The organism is Ktedonobacter racemifer DSM 44963 (assembly GCF_000178855.1).
Lineage (GTDB): Bacteria > Chloroflexota > Ktedonobacteria > Ktedonobacterales > Ktedonobacteraceae > Ktedonobacter > Ktedonobacter racemifer.
The window spans coordinates 1,244,314-1,257,467 of sequence record NZ_ADVG01000004.1 but is presented as its reverse complement, the minus strand read 5'-3'; the positions used below and the strand labels follow the sequence as shown (position 1 = coordinate 1,257,467).

The following is a 13,154-nucleotide window of genomic DNA, read 5'->3' as shown; positions in this document are numbered from 1 at the left end:
GGGCTAAAGCCCAGCAGCTTCTGACACGGCTCCGTAAGCGCCTCCGTGAGACATGTCCCGTAGGGACTACTCAAAATGGAGGCGTAGTGTGGTAGCCATATCTGAGAGGCGCGCACCCATCCGGCGCAATCCCCCCTGGGCGGTGCCAGGCCCGTTGGCGTGATCCCCTTGCCTTGCTTGAGCAAGAGATGGTTGCCCTTCGCGTTCGGCATCCTGAGAGATCCCAACACCTGGGTCTTTCGACCCCCTCATCGCACATCGCGAACGAGCATGAGGCTTTTCCTTCAACGGTTCTTGGGAGCGCTCGATCAAGCGCTGCCCGATTCTCAGACTGGCATTGCGGTCGGCATGGTCGCGCATCTGGCATTGTGGGCACAGGCAAAGCGCCGCGCCGGGCGTGTATCCCTCAACCGGCTCGCCCTCATTGTAGCGAATGACGGGCGCGTGACAGCGATGGCATTGCCGGCTCGTATTGCGCGGATTGACGCGGCACGTGATGATACCACGTGCATTCCACGCCTTGTACTTCGCGTACTTGAAGATGCGCCCTGCGCATCCAGTAGGCGCGTTTCATGTTGCTGCGGCGCGAATACGTGCCTCTTTCCGGGCGCAGGTTGCCTAGATGCTCGAAGACCAGTATGCTTGCTTGCTGCTCGATGGCGAACTGGACAATGCGGGCGCTCACCTGGTGCGCGATGTGCTCATCGACGTGCCTGATCTTGCGCCACAGATCAGCATTGTCCTGTTCCCCTTGGGCAATGATGCCAGTCTGAGATCGGTTGTGCGCAATGCGTCCGAGCAGTCGCGCGCCTTGTGCCCGATACCGCTGTGCCATTTCCAATGAAGGACGTAGACAGGATGGTGCCTTCGACTGCCTGGACGGTACACACGGCTACATGCTGGTCGAGGTTCAAATCGACTGCGCAGATACGTCTCTCTTTGGATGCTATCTGTTCAACAACGTTGGCGGGGGCCTCCAACGTTTTCTCGATGGGAGTATGCAACCACCAGCGGTTGCCCTTGCGAACCAGTTGCGGGCTCCCTAGTGCGTACCCCTCGGGAAGATCGCGAGAAAGCGCACCAATTTTGAGCCAGGACCAGCACGAGCCGGTCCACACTCTGAGCATGATGGAGTGCTGAGAGCGTTCTTTCCACAAGCCCGCGTAGAAGGAGACCGACTTGTTCCAGGTGCGCGGCGGGACCGGTGGCCGCTCCCTGAACGGCTGCTTCTGCTTGCCCTTTTTGCATGGTTTGGCCTCGTGCTTCTCTTTGCGTGCTCGCCACGTTTTGAGCGAGGAGAAAAATGCACGAGCAGAGCCAAGGGCCGCATTGATGGCGGCGCGCCGGAACATCGCGGGGATATCCGGGGCGATGTCGGAGAGTGGCAGAATGGGATGGGGACCCTTCTCCGTCGCATGGGTGAGTTTCTCCAGGGCGGTGAGGGCCTCCTTGTTCTTGAGAGAGAGGATGCCCTCATGGGCCTGGATGACCTCAAAGTAGAAGGCCACGACACGATTGTAGAGCGCCTGATGCTCCGCGAAGGAGTGGGCTGACTGTGGCGGATACTGCAACGCTTGTCTGATTGTTTTCGTGGCTTTTGCCATTTTTAGTACGTTTCTCTCAAACAAATATATTGTGTCTCTTTTAGAGTATACGACAATGTATTGGAGTTGTCAAACATATGTTCTATATTGTGCTCTGCAAGGGCTAAAGCCTGGGCACGCCTCACTGCCGCCGTTGAAACGGCGCAGCTTGCGGCGGGCTAAAGCCCGTTGTGTCAACCAGAAGCTGGATGCTTCCTGCACCGTGTCATTATAGCGCATAAAAGAGAACTATTTGCATAGACTTCGCCTGGTAAGGCCTTCGCGCCTGCGGCGCTCAGGGGGTAAGGGTGTGTGGTGGCGGAATGGCGCAGCCATTCCGCCACCACACACCCTTACCCAAGCCGAGGAAGGCGCCAGAGGAAATATGCATGAAGAAAGAGACAGGGGCATTGAGTGTATTGCGCCTGCTTGGATTGAGGCCACACATACAGCCATTTTCATGTTATAGTGTCTTGTACACAAGAGCTTATTTTAGTGTATGAGTGAGTGTTTTATTTTTTGAGGAGGCAATAGTGGTGCGACCATTGCCATTGGAGGCCTATCGCCTGGCGGAGAAGTATCGCCTAGGTGTGCCTCAGCTTTGTTTCCAGCGTGGGGACGTGCGTCGAACGCTTCTGAGCCTGTTATTTGCGTTGCCAGCTCTCTATGGTGGGTATCAGCTTGTCCTATACACCAGCCCGTTGTTATTTTACTATTTTGGTGACCACCAGGGCAGTCTCTACGTGCTGGGACCTTTTAGGCGCTTCGACGCGGTTTTTGAGCGTGATGGAAGTGTGATTGATTTGGAGTTATGGGCGCGCTCGCACTGGAGTTACATATTTCTGCTGGTGCTGGGGGCGCTGCTTGTTGTGAGCGCAGGCGTTCTGCTGATGAATGTGATCAATCGCCTGGTCAAGCAGGAGCGAGCCTATATCTGTGCGGAGGGCTTTCTCTTGCTCAGGGGGCGCGAGAAGGTAGAGGCTGCACTCCGCTGGGAGCAGATACGTGAATTGCGCTACCAGGTCGAAGAGCTTTACAGACACTATCGCATCCCGCCAGCCAAAAGCGCCTATGTAGTAGCCACCAGCGGCAAAATGCTGCGTGTACCCATCACCGCGCTGGCAAGGATAATCAACGAACGGCTGAATGATACTTCGGCATTAGCAACACCTGGAGATAATGCCTAAACACAAGCGCCACGTTAATGACCCTGCTAGGAAACGCATCACACTCGGTAGGGAGGGACCCGGTTTACCGCGTCCGAAGGCGATTATGAATTTTAACAACCAAGGTAGATAACTTTTTCGCGCTATGCAGTTTCCCGATTTTGAAAGTTAAAATTCATAATCGCCTGTGGGCGCAGTCCGAACCGTTCCTCTGCTCCGTTTTGCGTGATGGGTTATCTCTTTCTCGGCAAAAACAGGCTTACGCCGCACTGCCATGAATGGCATTCGGACGCGTTGAAGCTGGTCCCTACCGAGGGAGAGCGCGTTTCCCAATTTCCTAGCAGAGTCATAAATCGGGCACCTATGATGTTTTACGTTATCTAGGGCTTACCACTGGTTCCAGTGCAGGATTTTGCTTAGTGGCTCGCGGGGGGCGGGCTTAAAGTCGGTGCCGAGGGTATAGGCGACGGGTAAGAGTGCGGCCTGCGTGATTTTGTTGTAGGGGATATCGAGGATGTCGGCGGCCTCTTTCTCATAGGTAAGATGGAGGGTGGTCCAGGAACTGCCCAGGCCACGGGCGCGCGCGGCGAGCATAAAGCTCCAGGCGGCGGGCAGGATTGACCCCCAGATGCTGGCCTGGATGCCGCTAGGTAGATTCTCGGTGCGGCCACGGAAGCAGGGGATGAGCATGACGGGAACCTCGTGCATATGCTCGGCCAGGTAGTCCGCCGAGTTGCCGACGCGCTCCTGCACGCGACCGCGCTCGGGATTTTTAGCGAAGGCCGTACCTGACGTGGCGGCAGTGGCCTGGCGATAGTCCTTGTAGCTGCGGCGATAAAGTTCTGCCAGGGCGGCCTTCTTCTGCGCATCATCTACCACGACGAAGTGCCAGGACTGCATATTGCTGCCAGTTGGTGCTTGGAGTGCGATCTCCAGGCATTCTTGCAGAATCTCTGGCTCAATGGGGCGTGAGAAATCGAGCCGCTTACGTACTGAGCGTGTGGTGGTGAGTAGCTGGTCGGACGAGAGGTCGAGTAATGACATATTCTACTCCTTCTGACGAGAAATAAAATGGATCCTTCTTGCATAGCATACTACATTGTTCAGCGTGAGTGCTGAGGCGGAGCCACCGATTCTCGTATCACCAGTTCTGTGCCTATCAGCCGGGTCATATAAGGGGCCTCGGGATTATTTGCCCGTTCGATTAACGTATGTAGGGCGATAGTTCCCATCGCAGTAGTATTGACGCGGATCGTCGTGAGAGCCGGGGTGACGTGTTGTCCCAGTTCGATGTCATCGAAGCCAATCAGTGAGACATCGCCTGGTATCCGGCAGCCAGCCTCGCGTAGGGCTTTCATCGCGCCAATGGCCGTAATATCGTCTGCGCAGAAGATCGCACTGAAGGCAACCTCACGCTCGAGCAAGCGTTTGCAGGCTGCATACCCTCCCTCCATCGTAAGATTACCAGCCTCTACAAGATCAAAGTTGATGGGCAAGTTGCGGCCGAGGAAGGCCATACAGTAGCACATCCAGCGTTGTTGAATGGAGTAAATTTGTTGTGCAGGCGCGGGTCCGGGAAGTGTTGGGCCGCCAATAAAAGCGATCTGCTGGTGTCCCCGTTCAAAGAGATGATCCATAGCCAGTCGGGCACCCTGGAGATTATCGGGTAGGATCGTATCAATTGGCGTGGGCAAGTCCGCGACATAGTTGTCTACCTGGACGACCGGTGTATGTGTGGCATGAATGGCCGCGATGGTCTGGGCATTGGCCTGTCCAACCAGGATGATGCCTCCCAGGCGCATCTCATACAGAACGGTTGTCAGCAGGGCTGGGTTGAGGTAAATATCGGTGATGGTGCGGTAGGTGATTTTAATATTTGAGGGCCGGGAGGCGCTTTCAACGCCGTGAAATATCGGCGCCCAGTAGGGGTCCATCGTGGCAGGAGTTGGCTCAATGCTTGAGCAATAGAGAAAGCCTACCTCTTTCAATATCCTGTTTTGTGTACGCGGTAAGATTGCCTGTCCCCCTGTGTTCCGGTAGTAGCCCAGTTCGGCCGCTACCTTGAGGACACGTTGCCGAATCTCTTCACTGACGTTGCTGTGGTTGTTGAAGACCCTTGATACAGTTCCCACGGACACTTCAGCCAGTTTAGCGACATCCCTGGCGGTTACTGAGCTTGTCACATTCTCCTACTTTCCGGCAAAAATGATGCGCAATAAGTTCATGAAAGTATGATAAGCAAATTTCACCTCAAAGTCAATGCATGAACATAGTGTTTTGCTATTTGAGTCCAAAACGTATTTTTACCATGGATAGAGGAAGTGAATGTAGCAGATTTTAGATTTTAAATAAAATGGCTTTGGAAGCAGCATGGTGCTATGTATATTACTATATTTGAGAAGGGTTAATATTGACAAGAGCGTAAAAATGATACATAGTTATTTCATCATTAATATAGCGCAAGAGGTTCATTGGCGTTTTGTCTACTCTGTTTAGCTGAGCGTATTTCTCAGTCGCTTCAGGAGGTGTCTGGTGGCACACACTAATTTGCTGACGCGCAAGAGCAGAACCACGATGGCATGCCTCTCTCTGCTCATGCTGCTCTCTCTCTTGTTTGTTGCTTGTGGTGGTAGCACCACAAGCAAAAGCAACAAAAGCACATCCTTGACGATGCTGGCGAATGCTGGTGGAGATTACACACGGAACTTCAATCCCTACTCATCCAGCGTGATCAGTGGCACACCGGGTATGATCTATGAGACATTGTTGTATTTTAATCGCCTCAATGGCGACATTAAATCCTGGCTGGCCCAGAGCTATGACCTTGCCAGCGATGCTACGAGCATTACCTTCCACCTGCGCAAAGATATAAAGTGGTCGGATGGTCAGCCCTTTACCAGCGACGATGTCGTATTTACCTTCAATCTGATCAAGCAGAATCCCTCGATTGATGTCAGTGGTATCTCGCCTCGCTTCAAAGATGTTGTCGCGCCCGATAGTAGCACCGTGAAGGTAACCTTGAACGCTCCCTACTATCCGATTATCTGGTACTTAGGTGGCCAGACCTATATTCTACCCAAGCATGTCTGGTCCGCTGTGAAGGGAGATCCAGCGCAATATGCCGATCCTAATCCCGTTGGCACCGGTCCCTTTGTGCTGAAATCCTTCACGCCTCAGTTGGTGACCCTGAGCAAGAATTCCAGGTTCTGGCAACCTGGTAAACCCGAGGTAAGCGAACTAAAGATTCCGGCCTATAACTCCAATACCAGTGCCGAACTGGCTCTTCAAAAGGGCGAGATCGACTGGACCAACCTCTATATTCCTGATATTGAGAAAACATACATCAAGCTCGATCCAGTGCATAATCATTACTGGTTCCCCTCCAGCGACGTGGTCATGCTCTTCATGAACATCACAAAGTACCCCTTCAACCAGCTCCCGGTGCGCCAGGCGATCAGCGATGCTATCAATCGCGACCAGTTGAATAAAGTTGGCGAGAGTGGCTATGAGCCTGCCGCCAGTCCGACGCTGATCCTTCCCGCCAATAAAGACTATACGGCGCCTGAGTATGGCGGGCTGTCCTTTTCGGTGGATGCCGCGAAGGCACAACAGCTATTGGAGAGCGCGGGCTTTAGTAAGGGTGGAGACGGCATCTATGCCGATAAACAGGGGAAGAAGCTGACCTTTAACCTCAATGTCGTCAGTGGCTATACCGATTGGATTACCGATTGTCAGCTTATAGCGAGTGATTTGCAGGCTATTGGCATTAAGGTGACGGTCAATACCATCGCCTTTGATGCATACTACGATGCCTTGCAGAAGGGGAACTATGATCTGGCGATGCTCTGGACCAATCCCGGCCCGACCCCCTACTACATCTTTGATGGTTTGCTCAGGAGCACTAATAGCGCGCCCAATGGCCAGGCCGCACCCTCGAACTATGAGCGCTGGAACGATCCCAATACGGATAAACTGCTGGATCAATATGCCTCATCGACCGATCCCAACGCGCAGAAACAGGCCATTCAGGCCTTGCAGAAGATCATGGTTGAGCAACTGCCCAGCATTCCCCTGACCAATGAGCCGTACTGGTATCAATACAGTACTAAGAAGTTCACGGGCTGGCCTGACGCGCAGCATCCCTATGCGGCCCCTGGCACGGCCACCTATCCAGATATCGAGTATGTCGTGCTTAATCTGCACCAGGTTGAGTAGGCATTTCGAGCTTATGGACGCTATACCAATATAGCGTCTACATACCGGGTTGGGTCGCTGATGGCCGCTCAGCCCGGTCCCCTATTGGTAGTGTTCTCTGCATGTGACAAGGCTTTTTGTACGGTGATTTTTTCATCTAGAAGGGGGCAGGCATGCGCCATATGCTTCGCCGTATTATCTTCTACATCCTGGCCCTGTGGGCATCGGTCACGCTTAATTTTCTCATTCCACATCTCTCGCCAGGCAATCCAGCCAGCGCTATGATGTCACGTATGCGTGGTAAGTTGTCGCCGCAGGCCCAGCACGCATTGGAGATCTCTCTAGGCGTCAACCATGACTCGCTCTGGTCGCAGTACGGACAATACATAAACAATTTGATGCATGGAAATCTAGGGACGTCCATTACCTACCTGCCGACTCCAGTCTCTGAGGTAATCATGCAAGAGTTGCCCTGGACGCTGGTCCTGGTGGGGACGGCCCTCGTCATCAGCTTTGTTATTGGTACATTACTGGGCATCATCGTTGTTTGGCGGCGTGGTTCACTGATGGACGTGGTACTCTCGCCCTTTTTTACTTTTATCTCGGCAATCCCCTATTTCTGGCTGGCACTGGTGCTGCTCTATGTACTTGGCTCCCAGCTAAACTGGTTTCCCATTCATGGCGGCTATGACTCGGATGTAGCCGATCCGGGCTGGAACCTCGATTTTATCCTGAGCGCGGCCTGGTACGCCGTTCTTCCCGCCTTGACGATTATTATTGGCTCGCTGGCTGGCTGGCTGCTGGGTATGCGTAATGCCATGGTTACGACGCTGGCCGAGGACTATGTGCTGATGGCGGAGGCCAAAGGTCTCTCGCCCTGGCGGGTCATGTTCTCTTATGCCGCCCGCAACGCCATTTTACCCAACATTACTGCCTTTGCGCTCTCGCTGGGATTTGTCGTTAGCGGCTCGCTCTTGACCGAGATTGTCTTCTCCTATCCTGGAATTGGCTTTGCCATCTTGCAGGCGGTCGATAACCTGGATTACGCGCTCTTGCAGGGAATTTTCCTGGTAATTACGGTGGCCGTGCTGGCGGCGAATCTCATGGCGGACGCGCTCTATGTTGTGCTCGACCCGCGTGTGCGCATAAGTAGAAGCTAGAGAGGGAAATGTATATGCAGGTAACAACGAGTGAAACAGCGACCGGACTCTCGGCTCGAAGCTTGCGCTTGAGTGACCTCTGGCGCCTTCTGACGCAGAATCGCAAGGTAAGTTTTGGCCTGATTGTGTTGGGTTTCTTCTTACTCCTGGCGATTGTGGGACCTCTCATTGTGCCGCAGGATCCCAATGCCTTTAGCCCGGATCGCCTGACACCGCCTTCAGCTTCCCACTGGCTGGGAACAACCCAGACAGGACAGGATGTGTTGGCACAGGTGATTGTCGGGACGCGTATCTCCGTCTTCATGGGCATAGCCATTGGTGTTATGACCATGCTTATTTCTATCGTGATTGGGCTGGCCTCAGGCTATTATGGTGGTTGGGTAGATGAAATTCTCTCAATGATCACGAATATCTTTCTCGTGCTCCCTACCCTGCCCCTGGCGATTCTGCTGGCGGCTTTTATTGCCTATAAAGGACCATTGACCATCGTTATCGTGCTCACGGTTACCGGCTGGTCCTGGGGGGCACGTGTCCTGCGCGCTCAGACGCTCTCTATGCGCAGTCGTGAGTGTATAGAATCAGCGCGTGCCAGTGGTGAGAGCGACTGGCGCATTATTTTTTATGAGATCTTGCCTAATGAGATCGCCATTGTGGCCGCGCAGCTGTTGGGTACCATTATCTACGCTATTCTTGCGGAGACCGGTCTGGAGTTCCTGGGCCTGGGCGATATCACGGCTGTGAGCTGGGGAACGATGCTCTACTGGGCTGGGAACAACGATGCTCTGTTACTGGGTGCATGGTGGTGGTTTCTGCCGCCGGGCCTCTGTATCGCCCTGCTGGGTGCGGGCCTCACCTTTATCAACTTTGGTATTGACGAGATCGCCAATCCACGCCTGCGAGGCAAAAGAAAACAGAAGAGGCTGGAAAACGATAAGAGGCCTGCCACGCCGCCCGAGTTCAATGAGGCACAAATTCCAGTTGAGCAGGCATAGCATGCTTTGGTAAAGCGTGGTGATGAGCATATGAAAAGGCCTTGCCACCTCGCGGCAAGGCCTGAAAGAGAAGAAATGCTAGTTTATAAGCTAGAAATCACAAACTAGAAGGCTCCAGTTCCATTGGGTGTACCCAGGCCAGTGGGTCCATCGTAACCAGTACCGGCTGTGCAAAGGTAGGAACCGCCGCAGCTGCCATTGCTGCCACTGGTCACATCAAAGAGATTACCCGTATGACTATAGAGAGAAGAAGCGGCGTTGACGCTGCTGGCATTACCAGCCAGAGCATAAACGCTAGCGATAATGGGCGAAGAAACGCTGGTGCCGCCGAAAACGAGCCAGCCGCCGACATTCCCATAGGTGTCGTAGACTGAGACGCCCGTGTTTGGATCGGCAACCGCCGATACATCGGCGATGGTGCGCCTGGAGCAGCCAGTATCTTTCTGCCAGCTTGGCTTGGAGATGTAGGCGCTGCATCCGCTGCCTGCGCCATTCCAGGCCGTTTCGGACCAGCCACGGCTATTGCTGCTCTTGCTGAGCGAGGTACCACCAACCGCAACAACGGTGTTGTAGGCCGCGGGAACCTGTGCACCATAGCCGCTATCACCAGAGCTGGCGGTAATAATGTGTCCAGGATGGTTGTAAAATGAGGCGTAGGCGGTTTCGCCGCTGGACTCGCTGCCACCGTAGCTGTTGCTGACGGTGTTAGCGCCCAGATTCACAGCTGTGTTGACTGCTGTGCCCAGGTTGGTGAAAGAAGCGGAGCTGGCTTCAACCAACAGGATGTGGCAGTTGGGGCAGATGGCGCTAACCATGTCCAGGTCGAGAGAGATCTCCTCAGCCCAGCCGCTATTAGCACGTGGGTATTTTGTGCCGCCAGTTTGGTTGACCTTCCTGAAGCAGCCATTAGCTGTGGTACAGGCGGGGAGACCAAACTGTGAGCGATAGACGGCCAGGTCTGACTCTGCGTTAGGATCGTCGTAAGCATCGACGATGGCGACGGTCTGCCCGCTGCCCGCGCTGGCGGATGGCAGCTTGTACGCCGACTGAAGATCGGCAGGATTGTAACCAGAGGGACTACTAGCATTGGGCTTCACGCCGCTGGTGTTGGCATCAATCTGGATGGCGTTACATTGCGCGAGGTCAACCACTTTAATACCACAAACACTATGGAAGCGAAGTTTGGATGGGTGCTGCTGAGCAAATACGTTAGTAGAGTTAAAGCTGAGCAACATGAAGGAAAGTAGGGTTGCGATGCTGAAGAGACTGATAAGCCTTTTCAATGTGCCTTCCTTTCGCTAAGGTCTTATTCCGAAACCCAATGTCACTTGCGCGCCTAGCGCTCAGGGCTTCGGATAAGAAGTAATGCGAATTCCTCTTTCAGCAAGAGAGCTTTTCTGTGGGTGAGCAGCTTTCTTGCCTGCGAAACGCCCTTTTTCGCGCGAAGAATGCATCAAACACAACGCAAAGAGGTTCTTTAGAAGAAATGGCACATAAAAGTCGCGAGGTGACTTCCATGCCTGGCACAAACATTTCCTCTCCTGAAAAAAGGCACAAAATATTCGATGCGGTAATTGCGACATTACCATAAAGAATTGTGTCTTAGATAGAAGTATAAATATATATTGATTATTGTCAAGCAAAAAGTGTTAAAGGAATTAACTTAATCCTAATCTTTTTTAACAGATGCAAGAAGTCGTCATGTAGTTTATGAGGGCTTACGTACAATACGTAAGCCCTCATAAACTACATGAGCAAGTATGTGCTAGACACTCCAGTCCAGTTTGCGGTTGACGAACCAGAAGGCAATAACGGTGAGACCAGCCATGACGCCTATATCGATGAGGAGCTGGTTGGTGATAGGTCCCAGCAAGACCTGGCGTAGGGCCGAGGCCGCGTAAGTCGCCGGACTAAAGCGGCCAATGAAGATCAGGAAGGGCGGCAGATGATCGGGCGGAATCATCACAGGGCCAAGGGCGACCAGTACCAGTGTCAGGATATAGCCTAAGGCGTCAGCGGTCTCAGGTGTGCGTATACGTGCTCCAATGATCGCGCCTATGGCGGAGAAGGGCAGCGTGCATAGAGGCAGCACAATGAGCAGTAAGGGACTGATTTGGAGATGCACACCCAGAATAAGCGTTCCACCGATGACTGTCACCAGGAGTGAGGGGAGCGAGAGAAGGAGAAAGGCCGCCAGGAGCGCTAGAATCAGGACATAGCGCCGGATGGGCAAGGTCGCGAAGTAGTCGAGCGTCCCATGCTCGCGTATAAATAGGACATGCATCTTGACGTTATTCATATTATTGAAGAGGGTAGCCAGAACGATATTGCCAACCAGGACATAGCTCAACGAGAGTGGGCCTGAATCGCGGGCAAAGGTGCCGAGGGCTGTAATACTGAGTAACGGTGAGATCATGCCCAGGACGAGCAGTGAGCGCCAGGACCAGCGCCAGTTGGTTAGCTCGATCAAGAATACATCGAGAAATTGCGTCAGCAGTGAAGGCGCGCGGCGCTCACCGGGTAGCGTTTGTGGTAGCTGGATGTTTTGTGACATAGTGCAGGTAAATATCCTCCAGTGTCGCGGAATACAGGTGGAAGTCGTCAATAGTATGCAGGGGAAGGGCATCAATGACCGCGCCAGCCTCGTGACGCTCTAAGAGCACGAGCCAGCGCCCAGGCGCGAGCTCGTTGTATTGCAGGTGTGCTGGCAGTGGTGGCGGAGACTCAGCCGGAAAGAAGAGCTCCAGGCGCATCTTCTCGCCGACCTCGCGCTTAAGCTCAGCCAGGGGACCCATAGCCACGAAACTGCCCTGGCGCATGATGCCTACGCGTTGCACGATCTTCTCAGCCTCGATGGCATCGTGTGTGATAAAGATAATTGTCGTGCCATACGCGCTATTCAGGTGGCGCAGCACATCCCAGACCAGCTTGCGCTTCTGGGGATCGAGATCGTTTGTAGGTTCGTCGAGGATTAGAATGGGCGGACACGCGGCGGTGGCGACGGCGAGGCGCAGGATACGCTTCTGGCCGCCTGAGAGCCTGGGGCTATATTTATCGCGTAACTCCTCGACTTGCCAGAGCTTGAGCAGATCGTCGCGTTCACGACGCGCATCTGATCGGCTCATCCCTCGCAAGTGGGCCGTAAAGTAGAGGGCCTCGCTCACACTCATATTATTGAGCGCCTCGCTATCCTGGGGCATATAGCCAACATATTGCGCAATGAGATAGGGATGCTGACGAATATCCCTGCCATAGAGTGTGATCTGGCCCGAGGTGCTGCGTTGCAGGTTAACCATCTGGCGTACCAGCGTCGTCTTGCCAGCACCGTTACTGCCTAGAATACCAAAGATCTCACCTTGCTCAATCGCCAGGTTAATATCCTTATTCGCTGGCTGCTCCTGCCCCGGATACTGCTTGACCAGGTCATGAACAACATACACTGAATCACTCATATAGATTACTTTCATTCGTAATGGCCGACATTATTATTACACGCGGGACTGATGGCGCATGACGCGTAGGGCTTTCCAGAAGATACATGCAGAGAATGCCACTGTCAAGCGGGGCAGGTATATTTGTATATTGGCCGCAAAAAGCCTTTGACATTCAGGTCAAGCCTGGCTGGCTGGATCCCCTGAGCGCCGCAGGCGTGAAGGCATAAACAGTCAGCAAGATACTATGAGCAAACTCACAGAAAATTTATGAAGTGACGCATTGAGGCGCGTGAACGTTTAGTACATACTATGTATTAGTGATTCATTATGTTTCTTTGAGTACTTTTTCCTCTTATCGTTCGTGTTGATACCTGAAGGTTTTCTGATCCTACTGGTTGTTTATTGGGGAGTATGAAATGACAAATTTAAATTATGGTGGCTCTAATGCCAAGCATGCTATATATGTTCTTTTGATCGCTTTTACTGTTGCTGTGTTGTTTGGTTCTCTTTTGTTCTTCTTCTAATCACTACTCAGCGCCTGCGACACTGGGCAGATGTATATGAAGTGGAGGGATGGCAATGTCGAGACATTGCCATCCCTCCACTTCATATGCTAAATGAGCTA

Annotated in this window: 9 protein-coding genes and 1 pseudogene; 4 read left to right on the top strand and 6 right to left on the bottom strand. The window is 53.2% G+C overall.

Annotated elements, in window-relative coordinates:
• Positions 1-66 precede the first annotated feature (66 nt).
• Positions 67-1,604, bottom strand: a pseudogene (locus KRAC_RS67880) (zinc ribbon domain-containing protein).
• A gap of 512 nt (positions 1,605-2,116) precedes the next feature.
• Between KRAC_RS67880 and KRAC_RS47185 the strand changes: the two are divergent.
• A complete protein-coding gene (locus KRAC_RS47185; protein ID WP_007919460.1) occupies positions 2,117-2,770 on the top strand; it encodes a hypothetical protein in 654 nt (217 codons plus the stop codon).
• Positions 2,771-3,136: 366 nt separating this feature from the next.
• On the opposite strand, the gene KRAC_RS47180 is transcribed toward KRAC_RS47185, so the two are convergent.
• Both KRAC_RS47180 and KRAC_RS47175 read right to left on the bottom strand, forming a co-directional pair.
• Positions 3,137-3,793, bottom strand: coding sequence for a nitroreductase family protein (locus tag KRAC_RS47180; RefSeq protein ID WP_007919459.1), 657 nt, complete (start codon positions 3,791-3,793; stop codon positions 3,137-3,139).
• Positions 3,794-3,852: 59 nt separating this feature from the next.
• Positions 3,853-4,932 carry a LacI family DNA-binding transcriptional regulator gene (locus KRAC_RS47175; RefSeq protein WP_007919458.1) on the bottom strand — a complete coding sequence of 360 codons (1,080 nt, stop codon included), beginning with the start codon at positions 4,930-4,932 and terminating at the stop codon, positions 3,853-3,855.
• A 349-nt stretch (positions 4,933-5,281) separates the two neighbouring features.
• Here KRAC_RS47175 and KRAC_RS47170 point away from each other — a divergent pair, with 349 nt between their 5' ends.
• From KRAC_RS47170 to KRAC_RS47160, 3 genes are all read left to right on the top strand, one after another.
• The gene (locus KRAC_RS47170; RefSeq protein WP_007919457.1) at positions 5,282-6,964 is read left to right on the top strand and encodes an ABC transporter substrate-binding protein; all 1,683 of its coding nucleotides are present in this window, start codon (positions 5,282-5,284) and stop codon (positions 6,962-6,964) included.
• A 152-nt stretch (positions 6,965-7,116) separates the two neighbouring features.
• Positions 7,117-8,103, top strand: coding sequence for an ABC transporter permease (locus tag KRAC_RS47165; RefSeq protein ID WP_007919456.1), 987 nt, complete (start codon positions 7,117-7,119; stop codon positions 8,101-8,103).
• Between the two features lie 14 nt (positions 8,104-8,117).
• Positions 8,118-9,095 carry an ABC transporter permease gene (locus KRAC_RS47160; RefSeq protein WP_007919455.1) on the top strand — a complete coding sequence of 326 codons (978 nt, stop codon included), beginning with the start codon at positions 8,118-8,120 and terminating at the stop codon, positions 9,093-9,095.
• A gap of 104 nt (positions 9,096-9,199) precedes the next feature.
• Here KRAC_RS47160 and KRAC_RS47155 read toward each other — a convergent pair whose 3' ends face one another.
• The 3 genes from KRAC_RS47155 to KRAC_RS47145 all read right to left on the bottom strand — a co-directional run bounded on the left by KRAC_RS47155 (position 9,200) and on the right by KRAC_RS47145 (position 12,547).
• A complete protein-coding gene (locus KRAC_RS47155) occupies positions 9,200-10,378 on the bottom strand; it encodes a S53 family peptidase (protein WP_007919454.1) in 1,179 nt (392 codons plus the stop codon).
• Positions 10,379-10,860: 482 nt separating this feature from the next.
• A complete protein-coding gene (locus KRAC_RS47150; RefSeq protein ID WP_007919453.1) occupies positions 10,861-11,649 on the bottom strand; it encodes an ABC transporter permease in 789 nt (262 codons plus the stop codon).
• A complete protein-coding gene (locus KRAC_RS47145) occupies positions 11,609-12,547 on the bottom strand; it encodes an ABC transporter ATP-binding protein (RefSeq protein ID WP_040447294.1) in 939 nt (312 codons plus the stop codon). Before KRAC_RS47145 ends, KRAC_RS47150 begins: the two co-directional genes overlap by 41 nt.
• Positions 12,548-13,154: the final 607 nt, after the last annotated feature.